The organism is Tepidimonas charontis, assembly GCF_007556685.1.
Lineage (GTDB): Bacteria > Pseudomonadota > Gammaproteobacteria > Burkholderiales > Burkholderiaceae_C > Tepidimonas > Tepidimonas charontis.
The window spans coordinates 39245-59492 of record NZ_VJON01000001.1 but is presented as its reverse complement, the minus strand read 5'-3'; the positions used below and the strand labels follow the sequence as shown (position 1 = coordinate 59492).

18 protein-coding genes are annotated in these 20248 nt (G+C 66.7%); 10 read left to right on the top strand and 8 right to left on the bottom strand.

Annotated elements, in window-relative coordinates; translation table 11 throughout:
- A complete protein-coding gene (locus tag Tchar_RS00275; RefSeq protein WP_144327101.1) occupies positions 1-2055 on the bottom strand; it encodes a sodium-translocating pyrophosphatase in 2055 nt (684 codons plus the stop codon).
- 267 nt (positions 2056-2322) lie between these two features.
- Between Tchar_RS00275 and ppa the strand changes: the two genes are divergently transcribed.
- Complete coding sequence (gene ppa, locus Tchar_RS00270; RefSeq protein ID WP_144327100.1) at positions 2323-2871, top strand: inorganic diphosphatase; 549 nt, start codon at positions 2323-2325, stop codon at positions 2869-2871.
- Here ppa and Tchar_RS00265 read toward each other — a convergent pair.
- On the bottom strand, positions 2859-4073 hold the full coding sequence (locus Tchar_RS00265) for a GNAT family N-acetyltransferase (protein WP_144327099.1): 1215 nt from the start codon (positions 4071-4073) through the stop codon (positions 2859-2861). The two genes, ppa and Tchar_RS00265, sit on opposite strands and share 13 nt — an antisense overlap.
- Here Tchar_RS00265 and Tchar_RS00260 point away from each other — a divergent pair.
- Positions 4072-5769, top strand: a complete 1698-nt coding sequence (locus Tchar_RS00260; protein ID WP_144327098.1) for an NAD+ synthase — start codon at positions 4072-4074, stop codon at positions 5767-5769. The genes Tchar_RS00265 and Tchar_RS00260 overlap by 2 nt on opposite strands.
- 308 nt (positions 5770-6077) lie before the next feature.
- Positions 6078-6416: a P-II family nitrogen regulator gene (locus Tchar_RS00250; protein WP_144327097.1), complete on the top strand. Its 339-nt coding sequence runs from the start codon at positions 6078-6080 to the stop codon at positions 6414-6416.
- 126 nt (positions 6417-6542) lie between these two features.
- Here Tchar_RS00250 and Tchar_RS00245 read toward each other — a convergent pair whose 3' ends face one another.
- A complete protein-coding gene (locus Tchar_RS00245) occupies positions 6543-7145 on the bottom strand; it encodes an LOG family protein (protein ID WP_144327096.1) in 603 nt (200 codons plus the stop codon).
- 43 nt (positions 7146-7188) lie between these two features.
- Complete coding sequence (locus Tchar_RS00240; RefSeq protein ID WP_144327095.1) at positions 7189-7746, bottom strand: RDD family protein; 558 nt, start codon at positions 7744-7746, stop codon at positions 7189-7191.
- 267 nt (positions 7747-8013) lie between these two features.
- On the opposite strand from Tchar_RS00240, the gene Tchar_RS00235 reads away from it, so the two are divergent.
- The 6 genes from Tchar_RS00235 to Tchar_RS00210 all read left to right on the top strand — a co-directional run bounded on the left by Tchar_RS00235 (position 8014) and on the right by Tchar_RS00210 (position 15791).
- Entirely contained in the window at positions 8014-9789 is a 1776-nt protein-coding gene (locus Tchar_RS00235) for an acetolactate synthase 3 catalytic subunit (protein WP_144327094.1), read from the top strand.
- A gap of 144 nt (positions 9790-9933) precedes the next feature.
- Complete coding sequence (ilvN, locus tag Tchar_RS00230; RefSeq protein WP_144327093.1) at positions 9934-10425, top strand: acetolactate synthase small subunit; 492 nt, start codon at positions 9934-9936, stop codon at positions 10423-10425.
- Positions 10426-10461: 36 nt separating this feature from the next.
- Positions 10462-11478 (top strand): ketol-acid reductoisomerase, encoded by a 1017-nt coding sequence (gene ilvC, locus Tchar_RS00225; RefSeq protein ID WP_144327092.1) that lies wholly within the window; start codon positions 10462-10464, stop codon positions 11476-11478.
- 195 nt (positions 11479-11673) lie between these two features.
- Positions 11674-12477 carry a CDP-diacylglycerol--serine O-phosphatidyltransferase gene (pssA, locus tag Tchar_RS00220; protein WP_144327091.1) on the top strand — a complete coding sequence of 268 codons (804 nt, stop codon included), beginning with the start codon at positions 11674-11676 and terminating at the stop codon, positions 12475-12477.
- 262 nt (positions 12478-12739) lie between these two features.
- Positions 12740-14281 carry a 2-isopropylmalate synthase gene (locus Tchar_RS00215; RefSeq protein ID WP_144327090.1) on the top strand — a complete coding sequence of 514 codons (1542 nt, stop codon included), beginning with the start codon at positions 12740-12742 and terminating at the stop codon, positions 14279-14281.
- A gap of 196 nt (positions 14282-14477) precedes the next feature.
- Entirely contained in the window at positions 14478-15791 is a 1314-nt protein-coding gene (locus Tchar_RS00210; RefSeq protein WP_236640062.1) for a serine hydrolase, read from the top strand.
- Here the strand turns inward: Tchar_RS00210 and Tchar_RS00205 are convergent.
- From Tchar_RS00205 to nth, 4 genes are all read right to left on the bottom strand, one after another.
- Positions 15770-16555 (bottom strand): IclR family transcriptional regulator, encoded by a 786-nt coding sequence (locus Tchar_RS00205; protein ID WP_144327089.1) that lies wholly within the window; start codon positions 16553-16555, stop codon positions 15770-15772. The two genes, Tchar_RS00210 and Tchar_RS00205, sit on opposite strands and share 22 nt — an antisense overlap.
- Before the next feature lie 138 nt (positions 16556-16693).
- The gene (locus Tchar_RS00200) at positions 16694-17464 is read right to left on the bottom strand and encodes an arginyltransferase (protein ID WP_144327088.1); all 771 of its coding nucleotides are present in this window, start codon (positions 17462-17464) and stop codon (positions 16694-16696) included.
- Entirely contained in the window at positions 17461-18246 is a 786-nt protein-coding gene (gene aat, locus Tchar_RS00195; RefSeq protein ID WP_144327087.1) for a leucyl/phenylalanyl-tRNA--protein transferase, read from the bottom strand. Before aat ends, Tchar_RS00200 begins: the two co-directional genes overlap by 4 nt.
- Entirely contained in the window at positions 18243-18920 is a 678-nt protein-coding gene (gene nth / locus Tchar_RS00190; RefSeq protein ID WP_144327086.1) for an endonuclease III, read from the bottom strand. The genes aat and nth overlap by 4 nt, the downstream gene beginning before the upstream one ends.
- A gap of 64 nt (positions 18921-18984) precedes the next feature.
- Between nth and Tchar_RS00185 the strand changes: the two genes are divergently transcribed.
- On the top strand, positions 18985-20217 hold the full coding sequence (locus tag Tchar_RS00185) for an aminotransferase-like domain-containing protein (RefSeq protein ID WP_144327085.1): 1233 nt from the start codon (positions 18985-18987) through the stop codon (positions 20215-20217).
- Positions 20218-20248 lie beyond the last annotated feature (31 nt).

Sequence of the window (20248 nt, the reverse complement as noted above, 5' to 3'; positions counted from 1 at the left end):
TCACACCAGCAAGGGCACGATCAGCAGGGCCACGATATTGATGATTTTGATCAGCGGGTTGACCGCTGGGCCGGCGGTGTCCTTGTAGGGGTCGCCCACGGTGTCGCCGGTGACGGCGGCCTTGTGCGCATCCGAACCCTTGCCCCCGTGGTGGCCGTCTTCGATGTACTTTTTCGCATTGTCCCAGGCGCCGCCGCCGGTACACATGCTGATGGCGACGAACAGTCCGGTGACGATGGTGCCCATCAACAGCCCGCCCAGCGCCACCGGCCCCAGCACCAAGCCGACGAGGATCGGCACCACCACCGGCAGCAGACTCGGCAGCATCATTTCCTTGATGGCGGCGCTGGTCAGCATATCGACGGCGCGCCCGTATTCAGGCTTGGCGCTGCCGTCCATGATGCCTTTGATCTCGCGAAACTGCCGCCGCACTTCCTCCACTACGCTGCCGGCAGCGCGGCCCACGGCCTCCATCGCCAGTGCGCCGAACAGATAAGGGATCAGGCCGCCGATGAATAAGCCGACGATCACCATCGGATCCGACAGGTCGAAGCGCAGCGCCTGTCCGCTTGCCTCCAGTTTGTGCGTGTAGTCGGCAAACAACACCAAAGCGGCCAAGCCGGCCGAGCCGATCGCGTAGCCCTTGGTCACGGCCTTGGTGGTGTTGCCCACTGCATCCAGCGGGTCGGTCACGGCCCGCACGCTCGCCGGCAACTCGGCCATCTCGGCGATGCCGCCGGCGTTATCGGTGATGGGGCCGTAGGCGTCCAGTGCCACCACGATGCCGGCCATGCTCAGCATGGCCGTGGCGGCCACCGCCACCCCATACAGGCCAGCCAGCGCATACGAGGCGATGATGGCGGCGCAGACGGCCAGCACCGGCCAGGCGGTGGACTTCATGCTGACGCCGATGCCGGCGATGATGTTGGTGGCATGACCCGTGGTGGAGGCTTGCGCCACGTGGCGTACCGGGGCGTAGTCGGTGCCGGTGTAGTACTCGGTGATCCAGACCATCGCCGCCGTCAGCGCCAACCCGACCAACCCCGCTGCCCACAGACGCCACTGGGTGCCGCTGGCGGCAATGGCGTCGTCCGGAATCAGCCAGACGGTGACGCCATAAAACAGCAGCGCCGACAGCACGCCGGCAACGATCAGCCCCTTGTACAGCGCCGGCATGACGTTGCGCATGTCGGGCGTGGCCTTGACGAAAAAGCAGCCGACGATGGAGGCCAGGATCGACACCCCGCCCAGCGCCAGCGGATACAGGCTCGCCTGCACGGGCGCTGCCGTCACCAGCAGAGCGCCCAGCACGATGGTGGCGATCAGCGTCACGGCGTAGGTCTCGAACAGGTCGGCCGCCATGCCGGCGCAGTCCCCCACGTTGTCGCCGACGTTGTCGGCGATCACGGCCGGGTTGCGCGGGTCGTCCTCGGGGATACCGGCCTCGACTTTGCCCACCAGGTCGGCGCCCACGTCGGCGCCCTTGGTGAAGATGCCACCGCCCAAGCGCGCGAAGATGGAGATGAGCGAGGCGCCGAAGGCCAGCCCGATCAGCGGCTGCAACAGCGTGCTCAGCGGTCGCGCTGGATTGAGTTGCCCGTTGCCGACCAAAAACCAGTAAAACGCCGTCACACCGAGCAGGCCCAGCCCAACCACCAGCAGCCCCGTGATGGCGCCGCCACGAAAGGCCACTTCCAGGGCGGGTGCGATGCCGCGTGCGGCCGCCTGGGCGGTGCGCACGTTGGCCCGTACCGACACATTCATCCCGATGAAGCCGCAAGCGCCCGACAGCACCGCCCCGGCCACGAAGGCCACGGCGGTTGCGCCGTCGATGAAGACGCCGATCAACACCGCCAGCACCACACCCACCAGGGCGATCGTCTTGTACTGACGCGCCAGATAGGCAGCGGCTCCGGTTTGCACCGCTGCGGCGATTTCTTGCATGCGGGGGTTGCCGGGATCCTGGGCCAGGATCCAGCTGCGTGCCCACAACCCGTAGGCGACCGCAGCCAGCGCACAGACGAGCGCTAAGATCAGCGCGGATTGACCAACCATACCGATGTCTCCTCGAAACCGTTCGACTTGGAGGAAGCCAACGCAAGCGAGCCGCTGGCTTCCGCTGCGTTGCTTCCTCACCGCCGCAGCACGCTGCCGCCGAGATGATTGGCCAACGCTATCACTGTAACGCAATCGGCACCCCGACGTCCACCCCGGCTGGCGCCGTCAGGGTGGCGTGCGGAAGGCGGCGTCCCCGCAGACGTCAGGATGGCGCCAGTAAAATCGGTCAGACTATTGTTTTTCCACTACCGCTTACGAAACGTCATGTCTTTGGATCAAGTGACCGCGGGCGACAAGGTGCCCGACGCCTTCAATGTCGTCATCGAAATCTCGATGCACGGTGAGCCGATCAAGTACGAAGTCGACAAGGCCTCCGGCGCGATCTTCGTCGACCGCTTCATGAACACCGCCATGCACTACCCGACCAACTACGGGTATGTGCCCCACACCATCGCCGGTGACGGCGACCCAGTGGACGTGCTGGTCATCACCCCGGTGCCGCTGCCGCCGGGCGTGGTGGTGCCCTGCCGCGCCTTGGGCATCCTGAAGATGGAAGACGAGGGCGGGGTCGATGGCAAGGTGCTGGCGGTGCCGACGGAGAAGGTGCTGCCGCTGTACGCGCGCTGGAAGACCTACGAAGACCTCAACCCCGTGCGCTTGAAGACCATCGAGCACTTCTTCGAGCACTACAAAGATCTGGACCCGGGCAAATGGGTCAAGGTGCTGGGGTGGGGGTCGCTGGAGGAGGCCCGCCAGGAAATCCTGTCGGGCGTGGCGGCCTACCGTGCCGCCGTCGGCGGTCAAGGCGCCTGACGAAACGGCGCATGCGCGCGCAGCGCCTGGCGATATTCGTCCGTCGCTGCGCGCTCCCGGTCGAGATAGTAGGCGATGGCGTCGGCAAACGCGGGGTGGGCCAGCCAGTGGCGACTGTGAACCGACACCGGCAGCAGTCCCCGCGCGACTTTGTGCTCGCCTTGGGCGCCGCCCTCGAAGCGGCCCACCCCATGCGCAATGCACCAGGCCAGGGGCTGGTAGTAGCAGGCCTCGAAGTGCAGGCAGTCCACGCGAGCCAAGGCACCCCAGTAGCGGCCATAGGCCGCGCTGGGTGATGGCCCATCGTCGCTGAGGGCCACCAGGCTGGCGGCGATGCGCCGCTCACCCATGCGGGCGATGAACAGCAGCCAATGCTCGGGCAGGGCGGCGCCGACCGCATGGAAAAACGCGCGGTTGAGGTAGGGCGGGTTGCCGTGCTCCCAGTAGGTTTGCGCGTAGCAGCGCACGAAAAAGTCCCAGTCCTCGGCGTTGATGTGCGCGCCGCGCCGTACCTCGAACGTCACGCCGGCGTCGGCGACTTTGCGGCGCTCCTGGCGGATCTTTTTGCGTTTGTCTTGGCTCAAGCTGGCCAGAAAATCGTCCCAGTCGGCAAACGCCGCGCCGTGCACCGGGTGCCGGTTGTGCCAATGGAATTGCACCGTTTCACGCGCCAGCAGTCCGGCGGCCTGCGCTGCCGCCTCATCGGCCGGGGTATCCAGCAGCACGTGCAGCGATGACAGCCCAAGGGCGCGGGCCTGATCGAGTAAGGCGCGCACCAGGGCGGCGCGGGCGGCGGCACCGTCGGCCAGCAGGCGCGGACCGGCCACTGGGGTGAACGGCACCGCCACCACCCCCTTGGGGTAGTAGCGCAGGCCATGCCGCTGGTGGGCGGCAGCCCAGGCCCAGTCGAACACGTATTCGCCGTACGAGTGCCGCTTGACGTACAGCGGCGCGGCCGCCGCCAAGCGGCCGCTGAAGCGTTGGCGCAGCGTCACCCAGTGCGGCGTCCAGCCCGTGGCCGCGTTGGTGCAGCCACTGGTGTGCAGCGCCGCCAGATAGGCGTGCCGCATGAACGGGCCGCAGGCTGCGCCGTCGGGCTGCGCGCGCAGCAGCGCATCCCATTCATCGGCCGCGATTTCACGCGGGTCGTGCACGACCTGGGTGACATAATCGGTGCTTTCGGAGGACGTCGGGGCATCCATGGCGATCAAGATCGGGGTGGCACAGTGCAATTTCGTGGTGGGTGACCTGGCTGGCAACGCCCGCCGCATCGTCGAGGCGGCGCAAGCCGCGCACGCCCAGGGGGTGCGCGTGTTGCTCACCCCCGAGCTGGCCATTTGCGGCTATGCAGCCGAAGATTTGTTGTTGCGGCCCGCGTTCGTCGCTGCCTGCGATGATGCCGTGCAAACGGTGGCGCTGCAGACCGCGGGGCTGAAGGGCCTGCACATCGTGGTGGGACAGCCGCTGCAGGCGCCCCCAGGCGCGGCATCCGGTGCTGGCATGGGTCGCAGCGTCGGACGCACGCCGTGCGTCAACGCCGCCAGCGTTTTGTGTGAGGGGCGCATCACCCACCGCTACGCGAAACGGGAGCTGCCCAACTACCAGGTGTTCGATGAGCGCCGGTACTTCGTGCCGGGCGAGCGCCCCTGTGTGTTCGAGGTGGTCGAGGGCGCCCACCGCTGGCGCATCGGGCTGCTGATCTGTGAGGACGCTTGGTATGCGCGGCCGGTGGCCGAGACGGCCACGGCCGGTGCAGACGTTTTGTGCGTCATCAACGCCTCGCCATTCCACATCGGTAAAGGCGATGAGCGCGAGCGCGCCATGCGCGAGCGCGTGCGGGAGACCGGGCTGCCACTGGTGTACGCCCATCTGGTGGGCGGACAGGACGAGATCGTCTTCGAGGGCCGCAGCTTCGCGCTGGATGCGCACGGTGCGCTGGCGGCGCGCGCCCCCAGTTTTGCCGAGGATCTGCTGGTCGTCGAGCTGGAGGACGGCGCAGGACACGGGGGGGTGCGCGGACCCGTGGCCGCGCAACCCAGCACCGAGGCCGACCTGTGGCACGCGCTGGTGCTGGGCACGCGCGATTACGTCGAAAAAAACGGTTTTCCGGGCGCCGTCATCGGGCTGTCGGGCGGTGTCGATTCGGCGCTGGTACTGGCCATCGCCGTCGATGCGCTGGGGCCACAGCGGGTGCGCGCGGTGATGATGCCGTCGCCCTACACCGCCGACATTTCCTGGCTGGACGCGCGCGAAATGGCGGCTCGTCTGGGCGTGCGCTACGACGAGATCCCGATCGGATCGATCTTCGAACATTACCAGGCGGACCTGCAACCCCTGTTCGCCGGGCGCGGGCCGGACACCACCGAAGAAAACCTGCAGGCACGCATCCGCGGCACCTTGCTGATGGCGCTGTCGAACAAGTTCGGCGACATCGTGCTGACCACTGGCAACAAAAGCGAGCTGGCCACCGGTTACTGCACCCTCTACGGCGACATGGCCGGAGGCTTTGCGGTGATCAAAGACGTGACCAAGACCTGGGTGTGGCGGCTGGCGCGCTGGCGCAATGCCCACGACCCGTTTGGCCACGGCGCCAACCCCATTCCGCAGCGCATCATCGAGCGTCCGCCCAGCGCCGAGCTGCGTCCTGGCCAGAAGGACCAGGATACCTTGCCGCCCTACGACGTGCTCGATGCGATCATCGAGCGCTACGTGGAAGAAGACCGCAGCCCGGCCGAGATCGTCGCCGAGGGTTTTCCTGCCGCGGCGGTCGAGCAGGTGGTGCGGCTGATCCGCATCAACGAGTACAAGCGCCGTCAGGCCCCAGTGGGTATCCGTGTCACGCACCGCAGCTTCGGCAAGGACTGGCGCTACCCGGTCACCAACCGCTGGCGTGGCTGAAGCCTTACCCGCCTGCTTCTCATGGGCGCCGCAGGCGGTGCTCGTGCGCTCGGGAATCGGGCGCACGGGAATCGGGCGCACGGGAATCGGGCGCACGGGAATCGGGCGCACGGGAATCGGGCGCACGGGAATCGGGCGTCCGCCATTCTTTGCCGGGGCACCGGGCGTGCGTCATCTGGGCTGGCGGCAGCGGCCCTGTGATAGATTCCAAGGCCAATTGTTCGCATCCGTCCCGCTTGGTTCGCAGCCCACCCGGTCGAGCCGGTTCTGCGCCCGTGGTCCGTTAGACGTCTGAGGAGTCGAGTCGCATGAAGCAAATCACTGCCATCATCAAGCCGTTCAAGCTGGAGGAGGTGCGCGAAGCGCTGGCCGAGCAGGGCGTGACGGGCTTGACGGTGACCGAGGTCAAGGGCTTCGGGCGGCAAAAAGGGCACACCGAGCTGTACCGTGGCGCCGAGTACGTGGTCGATTTTCTGCCGAAGGTGCGTATCGACGTGGTGGTGCGCGACGGCGACGTCGAGCGCTGCATCGAAGCCATCGTGCGCGCTGCGCGCACCGGCAAAATTGGCGACGGCAAGATTTTCGTCACCCCCGTGGAGCGCGTGGTGCGCATCCGCACCGGCGAGGAAGACGACGCAGCGGTCTGAGCCCCGCCGCGTCGGCGGCCGGCGCAGCGCCGCCGGGCAATTGCGGTGCCCAGCAGCCGCAGCAGGCGCATCGGTCGCACGGTTGGCGGGCGCGCGTGGGCGCGGCAGTGCCGTGTGACGCGGTCGTCAGATACCGCGCCAGTCGGCCGGCGCCTGAACGCCTGCGGCTTGCACCAACTGTGGCAGCAGGGTCTCGGGGTTGTCGCCCACCGTGATCAGATTCATTGGCGCGGCGCCGACGAAGCCAGCGCGCACCGTCTGCGCCAAAAACGTCAAGAGGGCGTCGTAGTAACCATCGACATTGAGCCAGCCGATGGGCTTGTCGTGGACGCCGAGCTGGCGCCAGCTCCAGACCTCGAACGCTTCCTCCAGGGTGCCGATGCCCCCGGGCAGCACCACGAAGGCGTCGGCGCGCTCGGCCATCATCTGTTTGCGCTGGTGCATGGTCTGCACGATGTGCAGCTCGGTGCAATCGCGCTTGGCGCACTCGCGCTCCACCAGCGTCTGTGGGATGATGCCCACCACCGTGCCGCCTGCCGCCAGCGTGGCGTCGGCCACGCGCCCCATCAGGCCGTACTGGCCGCCGCCGTAGACCAGGCGCCCGCCATGGCGGCCGATCCAAGCGCCGACGCGCTCGGCCATCGCCAGGTGGTGCGGATCGGCGCCTGAGCGTGAGCCACAAAAGACACACAACGAGAAGGAGGGTGCGCGATGGTTCGGCTTCGTCATGCGGGGAAGGGGAGAGTACACGGGAGTCGGCGGGCGCGCACCGTCACGACGATACCGCGCCCGGCGGCGCGTTGCCGGCTGGTCGGGTGTCGATGAGGCGTGTGCCGGCCCAGACGTCGTGCCAGAACTGCCGCTGTGGGTGAAAGCGCGCCAGCAGCGCCCACACGACCACCCAGCCGCCCCACAGAACCACCACTTCCAGCGCGGGCAGATCGAAGGCGGTGCGCAGGGCCAGCGGCGGCAAAAACCACACCCACGCCAGCAGATAACGCCAGAAGGCGCGCGCTTGCGTCAGCGGGCGCCCCAGCCGATCCACCACCCGAATGTGCCAGGTTTTCATGGCCAGGGTCTGGCCCTTGTGCCAGAACCAGGTGAAGTAAATGCCCAGTACCACGAACAAAAACGCCTGTTGGGCATGCCGGTTGTCCAGCGCGTGGCGGGTCTGGGTCAGCGCCGAAAACAAATAGCCGGCGATGAAGACGACGCCGAATAGCAGCATGCCCTCGTAGAGCCAGCAGGCCATGCGGCGCGGCAGGGAGGGCGTGCGCAACGCTGCTGCGGCGTCAGAAGACGCATCGGAAGACGTGGTGACAGTGGACATCCGCCGCACATTGTCGCACGCTTGCGTGCAGCGCCAACGCGGCGCCCAGCGGGGGCGGCGCGCAAAAAATCCGACGAATGAACGCGCACTCCTCGTGCTGCAGTGCGATAATCTATGCTGGTATTCACCATTGCCAGTCCGAAACGGGTCAAGGTCGCGGATCGACCGCCATGGCCTTGGCCTCAAGTCCCGACGCCGCCTCACGAGGGCGCGATCGAAGGGGCACCGGAGGTTTTTCGTCAGAGAAATACTGAAAGGTTACCGACCATGGAAATCAACAAGGCCGAACTGGCGTCCGCGTCCGCCGCGGCGGGGCAAGCGGGTGTCGAACTGATGGGCGCCGAGATTCTCGTGCGCTGCCTGCAAGCCGAGGGCGTGCAGTATGTCTGGGGCTACCCCGGTGGCGCGGTCCTCTATATCTACGACGCGCTGTACAAGCAAGACACCATCCAGCACGTCTTGGTGCGCCACGAGCAGGCTGCCGTGCACGCCGCCGACGGCTACGCGCGCGCCACGGGCGAGGTGGGGGTGGCGCTGGTCACCAGCGGCCCCGGGGTGACGAACGCCATCACCGGCATCGCCACCGCCTACATGGACTCCATCCCGATGGTGATCATCACCGGGCAGGTGCCAACGCCCGCCATCGGGCAGGACGCGTTCCAGGAGTGCGACACCGTCGGCATCACGCGCCCGATCGTCAAGCACAATTTTTTGGTCAAGGACGTGCGCGATTTGGCGCTGACGATCAAAAAAGCGTTTCACATCGCGCGCACAGGGCGTCCGGGGCCGGTGGTGGTCGACATCCCGAAGGATGTGTCGTTCAAGAAAACGCGCTTCACGGGCTACCCGCAGAGCGTGACCATGCGCTCGTACAACCCGGTGCGCAAGGGGCACGGCGGGCAGATTCGCAAAGCGTTGCAGCTGCTGCTCAGCGCCAAGCGCCCTTATATCTACACCGGCGGCGGCGTCATTTTGGGCGACGCCGTGGCCGAGCTGCGCCAGTTGGTCGATTTGCTCGACTACCCGGTGACCAACACGCTGATGGGGCTGGGGGCGTTTCCGGCCACCGACCGGCGCTTCCTGGGCATGCTGGGCATGCACGGCACATACGAGGCCAACAACGCCATGCAGCACTGCGACGTGCTGCTGGCAGTGGGGGCGCGCTTCGATGACCGCGTCATCGGCAACCCCAAGCACTTTGCCCAAAACGAGCGCAAGATCATCCACATCGACATCGACCCGTCGAGCATCTCCAAGCGGGTCAAGGTCGATGTGCCGATCGTCGGTGACGTCAAAGATGTGCTCACCGAGCTGATCGCGATGATTCGCGACAGCGACCAACGCCCCGACCGCGAGGCCCTGGCGGCATGGTGGCAGCGCATCGAGGGCTGGCGCGCGCGCGACTGCCTGAAGTACGACCGCGACAACACCGAGGTCATCAAGCCGCAGATGGTGGTCGAGACGCTGTGGCAGATGACGCGCAACGACGACGTCTACATCACGTCGGACGTCGGCCAGCACCAGATGTGGGCGGCGCAGTTTTACAAATTCGATCGGCCGCGGCGCTGGATCAACTCCGGCGGCTTGGGCACGATGGGTGTGGGCATTCCGTATGCGATGGGCATCAAGCTCGCGCGGCCGCAGGCGGAGGTGTTTTGCATCACCGGTGAAGGCTCGGTGCAGATGTGCATCCAGGAGCTGTCCACCTGCTTGCAGTACAACACGCCGATCAAGATCCTGTCGCTGAACAACCGCTACCTGGGCATGGTGCGGCAGTGGCAGGAAATCGAGTATTCGGGCCGCTACAGCCACTCGTACATGGACGCGCTGCCCAACTTCGTCAAGTTGGCCGAGGCCTACGGACACGTGGGCCTGCTGGTGGAACGTCCGCAAGACGTCGAGCCGGCGCTGCGCGAGGCCCGGCGTCTGAAGGACCGTACGGTGTTCATCGACTTTCGCACCGACCCGACCGAAAACGTCTGGCCGATGGTGCAGGCCGGCAAAGGCATCACCGAGATGCTGCTCGGCAGCGAGGACCTGTAAGCGTCTCTTTGCCCCGGGGCGGCGGCGCCGCCCCATCCCGTTGAAGAGGAATCTATCGCCCGCCAAGCCCGCCGCTTACCGGTGGCGGGGGAGGGCGGATCGGGCGCCCGGTGTGGGCGCCAGCGAAAAGAGGAATCGCATCCCATGAAACACATCATTGCCGTTTTGCTGGAAAACGAAGCCGGGGCGCTGTCGCGCGTGGTGGGGTTGTTTTCCGCGCGGGGCTACAACATCGAGTCGCTCACCGTGGCCCCGACCGAGGATCCGTCGCTGTCGCGTATGACGATCCAGACCACCGGGTCGGATGACGTCATCGAGCAAATCACCAAGCACCTCAACCGCCTGATCGAAGTGGTCAAGGTGGTGGACCTGACCGAGGGCGCCTACACCGAACGCGAGCTGATGCTGGTGAAGGTGCGCGCCGTCGGCAAGGAGCGCGAAGAGATGAAGCGCATGGCCGATATCTTCCGCGGCCGCATCATCGACGTCACCGACAAGAGCTACACCATCGAGCTCACCGGCGACCAAGCCAAGAACGATGCCTTTTTGCAGGCCATCGACCGCAGCGCGATTCTGGAGACCGTGCGCACCGGCGCCTGCGGCATTGGGCGTGGTGAACGCATCCTGCGCGTGTGACCAACGGCCTTTCCCCTCACTCAACCGGAGCAACCCATGAAAGTGTTCTACGACAAGGACTGCGACCTGAGCCTGATCAAGGGCAAGACGGTGGCCATCATCGGCTATGGCTCGCAAGGCCACGCGCATGCGCAAAACCTCCACGACAGCGGTGTGCGGGTCATCGTCGGCTTGCGCAAAGGCGGGGCATCTTGGGGTAAGGCCGAGAAAGCCGGCCTGACCGTGATGGAAGTCAACGACGCGGTCAAGGCCGCCGACGTGGTGATGATCCTGTTGCCCGACGAGCAAATCGCCGATGTTTACCGGCAAAACGTCGAGCCCCACATCAAGCCGGGTGCGTCGCTGGCTTTTGCGCACGGCTTCAACGTGCACTACAACCAGGTGGTGCCGCGCGACGATCTGGACGTCTGGATGGTGGCGCCGAAGGCGCCCGGCCACACCGTGCGCAGCACCTATCTGCAAGGGGGTGGGGTGCCGCATCTGGTGGCCGTGCATCAAGACCGCTCTGGCAGGGCGCGCGATCTGGCGCTGTCGTATGCGATGGCCAACGGTGGCGGCAAGGCCGGCATCATCGAGACCACGTTCAAGGAAGAGACCGAGACCGATCTGTTTGGCGAGCAGGCGGTGCTGTGCGGCGGCGCGGTGGAACTGATCAAGGCCGGCTTCGAAACCCTGGTGGAAGCCGGCTACGCCCCCGAGATGGCTTACTTCGAGTGCCTGCACGAGCTCAAGCTGATCGTCGATCTGATCTACGAGGGCGGCATCGCCAATATGAACTACTCGATCTCCAACAACGCGGAGTTCGGCGAATACGTCACCGGCCCCGAGGTGATCAATGAAGAATCGCGCCGCGCCATGAAGCGCGCCCTGGAGCGTATCCAAAACGGCGACTACGCCAAGATGTTCATCCAGGAGGGGCGCCTGAACTACCCCAGCATGACGGCACGCCGCCGCAATCTGGCGGCGCACCCAATCGAAGTGGTGGGCGCCCAGCTGCGTGCGATGATGCCCTGGATCGCCAAGAACAAGCTGGTGGACCAGACCCGCAACTGAGGCGGTGCGGCGCGCCGCAGCCGGCGCGCCGCCGCTGCTCGGAACGTGCCGCCTGCGGCCATGCGGCTGCCTCCCCGGCGGGTGCGCCGGCCGCGCGTGCGCCGACCCGGCGCCGCCGGCCCGCGTCGGTGTGGGCGTACACTATGCGCCCCGCGGCCCGTTGGGCGGGCGCGGTCACAGTCGGGTTGAGAGGGCATGAACGACGGTTTCGATACAGGCGACGCGCTGGAGCCGCGCCGTCGCGCCAAGGGCATTTATGTGTTGCCCAATCTGGTGACACTGGCGGCGCTGTTCGGCGGTTTTTACGCCATCGTCATGGCGATGAACGGTCGCTACGATTTGGCCACCACGGGGATCTTCGTGGCCATGGTGCTCGACAGTCTGGATGGCCGCATCGCGCGCCTGACGCACACCCAGAGCGCGTTTGGCGAGCAGATGGATTCGCTGTCGGACATGGTGTCCTTCGGCGCGGCACCGGCACTGGTGGCCTACGAATGGGCCTTGCGCGATTTGGGGCGCTGGGGCTGGATCGCGGCGTTCGTTTATTGCGCGTGTGCGGCGCTTCGCCTGGCCCGCTTCAATGTCAACACGCACGTGGTGGACAAACGCTATTTCCAAGGCTTGCCGTCACCGGCGGCGGCGGCGCTGGTGGCGGGGTTCATCTGGCTGGCTACCGACGCTGGCCACGACGGCGACGGGTTGCAGTGGCTGTTGTTCGGCCTGACGCTGTACGCCGGCCTGACGATGGTGACCAACGTGCCGTTCTACAGCTTCAAGGATCTGAGCCTGCGGCGCAGCGTGCCATTTGCCACGCTGGTGGCGATCGCCTTGGGCATCGCGGTCATCAATATTCACCCGCCGGTGGTGCTGTTCGCCCTGTTCGTGCTCTACGGTTTGTCCGGCTACGTGGTGTACGGCGTGCGCAAAGCCAAGGGGCGGCCGGTGAGCGTGGTGAGCACCTCGACCGATGAGCCCGACGAGCGCGGCTTGCACGATTGATGGCCGCTGTGCTGCCGGTGGCAATAGATGGTTTTGTACGGGCGTGATTGGCCGGCGCTATCGCGCCGGCGCTGCGAATGTGCTACATTGCACCCATGACGTGCCAGATCGCCTTGCTAGCGCTGCTACCCGCCTGCGGGCTGGTGGTGGTCTAGCGCGTCTCGTTCACTCACCCCAACGGCCCGCCGCCTGATCGCTGCGGGCCGTTGCTTTTAGGGCGCGCTGCGACGACCGGTACCGGGCGCCTCCGTGGAGCACAGCCATGACCGACAAATTGATCATTTTCGACACCACCTTGCGTGACGGCGAGCAGTCGCCCGGCGCGTCGATGACCAAAGAAGAGAAGCTGCGCATCGCACGTCAGCTCGAACGCCTGAAGGTGGACGTGATCGAGGCGGGCTTCGCCGCCAGCTCCAACGGCGACTTCGAGGCGGTCAAGGCGATCGCCGATGTCATCAAGGACTCCACCGTCTGTTCGCTGGCGCGTGCCAACGACCGCGACATCAGCCGGGCGGCCGAGGCGCTGCGTGGCGCGCAGCGCGCGCGTATCCACACCTTCATTGCCACCAGCCCGCTGCACATGGAGAAAAAGCTGCGCATGACGCCCGAGCAGGTGCTGGAGCAGGCGCGGCTGTCGGTGCGCTTCGCGCGCAATCTGTGCGCCGACGTCGAATTCAGTCCCGAGGATGGGTATCGCAGTGAGATCGACTTCCTGTGCCGGGTGCTGGAGGCGGTGATCGACGAGGGTGCCACCACGATCAACATTCCCGACACGGTCGGCTACGCGGTGCCCGAACTCTACGGCCACTTCATCAAAACCTTGCGCGAGCGCATTCCCAACAGCGACAAGGCGATCTGGAGCGTGCACTGCCACAACGATCTGGGCATGGCAGTGGCCAACTCGCTGGCCGGCGTCAAGATCGGCGGCGCGCGTCAAGTGGAATGCACGATCAACGGGCTGGGTGAGCGCGCCGGCAACTGCGCGCTGGAAGAAGTGGTGATGGCGGTGAAAACCCGGCGCGATTATTTTGGCCTGGAGGTTGGCATCGACACGACGCAGATCGTGCCCGCCAGCCGGTTGGTCAGCCAGACGACCGGCTTCGTGGTACAGCCCAACAAGGCGGTGGTGGGCGCCAACGCCTTCGCCCACGCCAGCGGCATTCACCAGGATGGCGTGCTCAAGGCACGCGACACGTATGAAATCATGCGCGCCGAGGATGTGGGCTGGAGTGCGAACAAAATCGTGCTCGGCAAGCTCTCGGGGCGCAACGCCTTCAAGCAGCGGCTGCAAGAGCTGGGCATCGTCATGGAGTCGGAAAGCGAACTCAACGCCGCCTTTGCCAAATTCAAGGAACTGGCCGATCGCAAGGCCGAGATCTTCGACGAGGACATCATCGCCTTGGTGGGCGATGAGAGCGTGACGGCGGAGAAGGAGCGCTATGGGCTGGTGGCGCTGGCGCAGCGCTCGGAGACCGGCGAGCGGCCGCACGCGCGCGTGGTCTTCACCATCGATGGCAAAGAGGTGGTGGGGGAGGCCGACGGCAACGGTCCGGTGGATGCCAGCATCAAGGCCATCGAATCGCACGTGCAAAGCGGCGCCGAGCTGCTGCTGTACTCGGTCAATGCGATCACCAGCGGCTCCACCGAGTCGCAGGGCGAAGTGACGGTGCGGCTGCAACACGGCGGGCGCGTGGTCAACGGGGTGGGCGCCGATCCCGACATCGTCGTGGCATCTGCCAAGGCCTATTTGGCGGCGTTGACCAAACTGCACAGCGCGGTGGAGCGCGTGGCCGCCCAAGGGTGAAGGCAGCGCGCCGCGCGGGCACCGGGTTGGCAGCCGTGCGCCACCGAATGGCACTTGACCGGCCACCAACGCGGTGGTCAACCCGTACGCAACATACGGGCGGTGTGCGCGGTGGTTCGTGTCTTGGCTGAAAAAATCTGCGTAAGCGGCTGTCAACCCGTGGTCTTTGTCGGTTGACTGCCGTATACTGCGGCACATGCCGACGAAATCGTGGTCGATCATGCGCCAGTGGCAATGCGCGTACACGCGGTTGCTTCGTGCCCTCGTGCTCGTCGTATCGGTAGCGGCCACGGCCACACCGGTTACGGCGCAGGTCGGCAAGGGCGATGTACCCGTGCTGTCGAGGGCGGGCATGACGCTGCAGGTCAAGCAGCGCGCGCACAAGCGCAAGGTGACCGAGGCACGGGCACAGCGCCGGCTGGCGGCCGAACGACAGGTGTCGCGGCGCCAGCAAAAGGCGCGCCCCGTGGCGGTTCAAAAAGGGGCGCGCATGGCCGCACCATCCGCACGCCAGACAGACCGCTCGCGGGTACCGGCGGTCGCGCAACCGGTGAAGGTGCAGGCTCGGCCTGGCAGCGGTGTTGCGGCATCCGATCGGTTTGCCGCCGCCATGCGGGCCCCGGCCGTACCCGCGGCCGAGCCGGCGGCGGGCACGGGGGCAGCGGCACTGGCGTGGCCCGGCGACGAAGCGACGGGTGTGCAGGGGCAGCGCTTGGATACGTTGTGGCCCGAGCCGCTGGCCTTGCATTCCAACGCCGCCTTGGTGGTGGACCGCGATACCAACGCCGTGCTGCTGGGCAAGAACGAGGCGGCCGTGTTGCCGATCGCGTCGCTGACCAAGCTGATGACGGGCTTGGTGATCGCAGACGCTGGGTTGCCCCTGGAGGAGGTGTTGACCATTACCGACGCCGATGTCGATCGGCTCAAGGGTTCCGGGTCACGCCTGGCGGTGGGCACGCGTCTGACGCGCGGCGAAGCGCTGCACCTGGCCCTGATGGCCAGTGAGAACCGCGCTGCCCACGCGCTGGGTCGCACCTATCCCGGAGGGCTACCGGCGTTCGTCGCGGCCATGAATCGTAAGGCCGCCGAACTGGGCATGACGCAGACACGCTTCGTTGAGCCCACCGGGCTGTCGAGCGACAACCGCTCCAGTCCGCGTGATTTGGCGCGGCTGGCGGCAGCGGCGGCCGAGCGCCCCCTGCTGCGGCAACTCAGCACCTCACCCGAGTATGAGTTGCAGGCGGGCAAGCGCGTGGTGCACTTTCGCAACAGCAACCGGCTGGTGCGCGAGAGTGAATGGAACATCCTGTTGCAGAAGACCGGCTATATCCGTGAGGCCGGGCGCTGCGTGGTCATGCAGGTGCGGCTGGCGGGGCGCGATCTGATCATGGTGCTGATGGACGCGGCCAACTCCACCGCCCGCTGGGCGGACGCCGAGCGACTGCTGCGCTGGCTCGACCGGACGCTGGTCACGGGTGAGGCAGCGACTCAGCCGCGCGTTGCCTTGTAGCCCAGCGCGGCGCTGATCTGGGCGGCAGTGGCCTGCAACTTGGGCAGCCAGCCCTCGTCGATGCGATTGGCCGGGGCCGATATCGACAAACCCGCCACCAAGCGGCCCTGGTCGTCGTAGATGCCGGCGGCCATACAGCGCACGCCGGGTTCGAGTTCCTCGTTGTCGCGTGCCACGCCCAGGCGTCGACACTGCGCCAGCTCACGCTCCAGCACGCTCAGTTGGGTGATGCTGTTGGGCGTGTTGCCCGCCAGTCCGGTGCGCGTGGCGTAGGCGCGCAGCCGCTGCGGGTCTTCCTGCGCCAAAAACAGCTTGCCCACCGAGGTCAGGTGCAGCGGCGCGCGCCCGCCGATGGCACGGACCACCTGCATACCCGAGCGTTCGCTGTAGGCGCGCTCGATGTAGATGATTTCGTCGCCCTGCCGCACGCTCAGGTTGACCGGTTGCTGGATTTGGCGGTGCAGCTCCCGCATGGGGCCGATGGCGACCTCGCGCACATCCAGGCGCGCTTTGACCAGATTGCCCAGCTCCAGCAACCGCAGGCCCAGGCGATAGGTGCCGGGCTGGGGCCGCTCGACGAAGCGACCGAGCACCAAATCGTTGAGGATGCGGTGTGCCGTGGAGGCGTGCAGGCCGGTTTCCTCGGCCAGCGTTTTGAGCGATACGGGTTCGTCGTGCCGCGCCAGCGCGTCGAGCAACTGAAATATGCGCTCGATGACCTGCACGCTGGGTTGATTCGATTGGGTGGGGTCGCGGGGAGGCATGCGGCGCACAAGCGGGGCGAGGAACGACAGGGTAGGCGATGTGCAGCGACAAAGCCGCGGTTGCAAATTTTACGAGGTGAAAAGAGCGCCGTGCTGTCATGGGACCACGTGGCGCTAAGGTCCGGCGTGCTGGGGGAATTACCCTTGGCCGATGGGCGTGTGCGCCCCCGCATCGCGGCGGCGCCAGGCGCCATCGACGAAGAGCTCGTGCGGTTGGAAGTGCGCCTTGTAAGCCATTTTCTCGCTTTCGGCGATCCAGTAGCCCAGATAGACGTGCGGCAGCTGCATGCGGCGGGCCTGCTCGATTTGCCACAGCACGCCGTAGGTGCCAAGCGAACCAGGCCAATCCGGGTCGTAGAAGGTATAGACGGCCGATAAACCATCGTCGAGCAAATCGATCAGCGCCACCATGACGAGCTGCTCGTCCTGGCCTTCGCCGGCCGCCGGTGCAACGAACTCCACCAGCCGCGAATTGACGTGGCTTTGCAGCAAAAACTGGGCGTACTGTTCGGTGTCGTCGTGGTCCATGCCGCCGCCCGGATGCCGGTTGCGCTGATAGCGCAGATACAGCGCGTAGTGTTGCGGCGAAAACCCCAGCCGCATCACGCGCGCTTGCAGGCCCGCGTGGCGGCGCCAGGCGCGGCGCTGGCTGCGGTTGGGGGTGAATTCGGCCGCCAGCACCCGCAGCGGCACGCAGGCCTGGCAGCCATCGCAGTGCGGGCGGTAGGTGAACAGACCGCTGCGCCGAAAACCCGCCGCCACCAGCTGCGAGTAGGTTTCGCTCTGGATCAGATGGCTGGGGGTGGCCACTTGTGAGCGTGCCACGCGCCCCGGTAGATAGCTACACGGGTAGGGCGCCGTGGCATAAAACTGCACGGCGGTCAGGGGCAGCTCTTGCAGTCGGGTCACGTCGGGTCAGGGGCAGGGCTAGGAGCAGGAGCGGCTGTCGCCGACCACAATCGATCCCAGTATACGGAATCCCAGCGCCAGCTGAGGGGCGCGGCGGCGATGGCCTGGCGCACCGCCTGCACGAAGGCCGCGCGGGGTTCCTCGGCGGCCCCGAGCGAAGCCAAGTGGCGCGTGTTTTGCTGGCAGTCGATCAGCGGCACCTCCCAGGCGCGACAGGCGGCCACCAGCGCTGCCAAGGCGATCTTGGACGCATCGCGGCGCCGGGTGAACATCGACTCGCCAAAGACGGCGTGCCCCAGGGCGACGCAGTACAAACCGCCCGCCAGTTCGCCGTCCCACCACGCTTCGACGCTGTGCGCGTAGCCGGCGCGGTGCAGCGCCCGGTAGGCAGCGACCATCTCCGGCACGATCCAGGTGCCGTCTTGTCCCGGCCGCGGTGTGTCGGCGCAGGCCTGGATGACGGCGTCGAAGGCGCTGTCGAAGCGAATCTCCAGCCGCCCGTTGCGAAGGGCGCTGCGGATGGTTTTGCGCAGCGACGGGTGCAGGCGAAAACGTTGTGGACGCAGCACCATGCGCGGGTCGGGGCTCCACCACAGAATGGGTTGGTCGCGGCCAAACCACGGAAAGATCCCCTCGGCGTAGGCGCGCAACAGGGTAGGCACGTCCAAGGCGCCGCCAGCCGCGAGTAAGCCCGGGATCGGATCACGCGGGCCCCAGGCACTGTCCACCGGCGGAAAGGGGGCGCCAGGCTCCAGCCACGGCAGTGTGGCGGTGCCCGTCATCGGCCGTCACTCCGTGGACGCCGCGGGCGCTGGGCCGCCGGACGACGGCTGGAACGCGCGTGGTCACACCAGGCCGCCACGCTGCACTGCCCACAAAGGGGCGCGCGCGCTTTGCATACGTAGCGTCCGTGCAAGATCAGCCAGTGATGGGCGTCTTCCAGATAGCGCGGCGGCACGCGCCGCAGCAAGGCCTGCTCCACCTGCAGCGGCGTCTGGCCAGGGGCCAGCCCGGTGCGGTTGGCGACGCGAAAAATATGGGTGTCCACCGCCATCGTCGGCTCACCAAAGGCGACATTGAGCACCACATTGGCGGTTTTGCGTCCGACGCCGGGCAGCGCCTCAAGGGCGTCACGGTTGCGCGGCACCGCGCCGCCGTGGCGCTCCAGCAGCAAACGGCAGGTAGCCAGCAGGTGGCGCGCCTTGCTGCGGTACAGGCCAATGGTGCGAATGTGCGCCTGCAGCCCCTCCAGCCCGAGCGCAAGGATGGCCTCGGGCGTGTTGGCCACGGCAAACAGCCCGCGTGTGGCGCGGTTGACGCCGACATCGGTGGCCTGGGCGCTGAGCAGCACCGCCACGAGCAGTTCGAACACACTCGTATACTCCAGTTCGGTCTGCGGATGGGGGCGTTCGGCTTGCAGTGTGGCGAAAAACGCCTCGATATCGCGGGGAGTCATCGTGCAACAGGGAAAGGGTCCGTCTCCGGGCCGTTTGCCCATTCATTGGATTCAAGGATCTGTGATGTCGGATTTTGCCGCGAGCGCGCCGGTTCGATTGGCCGAGCGGCTCAACAACGTCGAGACGTCGGCCATTCGGGAACTGTTCAAGCTGCTGGGCAAGCCCGGCATCATCAGCTTTGCCGGCGGGTTCCCGGACGCGGCGCTGTTCGACGTGGAGGGGATCCGCGAAGCGGCGCTGGCGGCGCTGGCGTCCAACCCCGGTGCAGCGTTGCAATACGGGGCCACCGAGGGCTTCGATCCGCTGCGCGAGCAGCTCTCGGCGTTCATGGCGTCCAAGGGAGCCGTGGATGTGGCGCCCACCGACCTGATCGTGACCACCGGCAGCCAGCAGGCGCTGGACCTGCTGGGCAAGACGCTGATCTCCCCCGGTGACAAGGTGATCGTCGAGGGGCCGACCTTCCTCGCCACCATCCAGTGCTTCAAGCTGTATGGGGCGGAGTTGATCACGGTGCCGGTGGACGGGCAGGGCGCCGATGTCGAGGTGCTGCAGCGCCTCATCGAGCAGCATCGGCCCAAATTCGTCTATCTCATCCCGACCTTTGGCAACCCGAGCGGTGCGACGATGTCGCTGCAGCGACGCCGGCGCGTGCTAGAGCTGGCGGTGCAAACGGCAACGCTGGTGGTGGAGGATGATCCTTATGGCGATCTGTATTTCGACGCGCCGCCACCGCCGAGCCTGCTGGCCTTGAGCGCCCAGGTGCCCGGCAGCCGCGCCCGTTTGGTGCATTGCGGCAGCTTGAGCAAGGTGCTCTCGCCGGGGCTGCGCGTGGGCTGGCTGGTGGCGCCACCGGCGTTGCTGGCCAAGGCAACGATGTGCAAGCAGTTCAGCGACGCCCACACCAGCACCTTCGCGCAGGCCACGGCCGCCCACTATCTGGCGGCCGGCCGCATGCCGGCGACGCTGGCGCGCGTGCGCGGCATCTATGCCCGCCGTGCCGATGCCATGGTGCAGGCCCTGCAGGCGGAGTTGGGCGAAGCGGTGGCGTTCGAGCCACCGCGCGGTGGCTTGTTCGTCTGGGTGCGCTTGACCGGGGCGGGCGGTACGTGCACCGACGGCGCCGAGCTGGCCCAGCGCGCCATCGAGCAGGGCGTGGCGTTCGTGCCGGGGGCGCCGTTCTTCGCCCGCGACCCCGACCGCGCCACGCTGCGCCTGAGCTTTGCCACCGTGGACGAGGCGCGCATTCGCGAGGGCGTGCGGCGGTTGGCGGCGGCGCTGCGAATCTGTAGTATATAGTTAGTATCATCGGCACCACGGTCCCCTTCGT

What these genes read in the sequence shown, in the direction of transcription:
- Tchar_RS00240 (WP_144327095.1), bottom strand. Translation starts at nt 7,746, where the DNA reads ATGTCCACTGTCACCACGTCTTCCGATGCGTCTTCTGACGCCGCAGCA.
- ilvC (WP_144327092.1), top strand. Translation starts at nt 10,462, where the DNA reads ATGAAAGTGTTCTACGACAAGGACTGCGACCTGAGCCTGATCAAGGGC.
- Tchar_RS00275 (WP_144327101.1), bottom strand. Translation starts at nt 2,055, where the DNA reads ATGGTTGGTCAATCCGCGCTGATCTTAGCGCTCGTCTGTGCGCTGGCT.
- ilvN (WP_144327093.1), top strand. Translation starts at nt 9,934, where the DNA reads ATGAAACACATCATTGCCGTTTTGCTGGAAAACGAAGCCGGGGCGCTG.
- aat (WP_144327087.1), bottom strand. Translation starts at nt 18,246, where the DNA reads ATGACGGGCACCGCCACACTGCCGTGGCTGGAGCCTGGCGCCCCCTTT.
- pssA (WP_144327091.1), top strand. Translation starts at nt 11,674, where the DNA reads ATGAACGACGGTTTCGATACAGGCGACGCGCTGGAGCCGCGCCGTCGC.
- Tchar_RS00210 (WP_236640062.1), top strand. Translation starts at nt 14,478, where the DNA reads ATGCCGACGAAATCGTGGTCGATCATGCGCCAGTGGCAATGCGCGTAC.
- Tchar_RS00205 (WP_144327089.1), bottom strand. Translation starts at nt 16,555, where the DNA reads ATGCCTCCCCGCGACCCCACCCAATCGAATCAACCCAGCGTGCAGGTC.
- Tchar_RS00235 (WP_144327094.1), top strand. Translation starts at nt 8,014, where the DNA reads ATGGAAATCAACAAGGCCGAACTGGCGTCCGCGTCCGCCGCGGCGGGG.
- Tchar_RS00250 (WP_144327097.1), top strand. Translation starts at nt 6,078, where the DNA reads ATGAAGCAAATCACTGCCATCATCAAGCCGTTCAAGCTGGAGGAGGTG.
- nth (WP_144327086.1), bottom strand. Translation starts at nt 18,920, where the DNA reads ATGACTCCCCGCGATATCGAGGCGTTTTTCGCCACACTGCAAGCCGAA.
- Tchar_RS00245 (WP_144327096.1), bottom strand. Translation starts at nt 7,145, where the DNA reads ATGACGAAGCCGAACCATCGCGCACCCTCCTTCTCGTTGTGTGTCTTT.
- Tchar_RS00215 (WP_144327090.1), top strand. Translation starts at nt 12,740, where the DNA reads ATGACCGACAAATTGATCATTTTCGACACCACCTTGCGTGACGGCGAG.
- Tchar_RS00260 (WP_144327098.1), top strand. Translation starts at nt 4,072, where the DNA reads ATGGCGATCAAGATCGGGGTGGCACAGTGCAATTTCGTGGTGGGTGAC.
- ppa (WP_144327100.1), top strand. Translation starts at nt 2,323, where the DNA reads ATGTCTTTGGATCAAGTGACCGCGGGCGACAAGGTGCCCGACGCCTTC.
- Tchar_RS00265 (WP_144327099.1), bottom strand. Translation starts at nt 4,073, where the DNA reads ATGGATGCCCCGACGTCCTCCGAAAGCACCGATTATGTCACCCAGGTC.
- Tchar_RS00185 (WP_144327085.1), top strand. Translation starts at nt 18,985, where the DNA reads ATGTCGGATTTTGCCGCGAGCGCGCCGGTTCGATTGGCCGAGCGGCTC.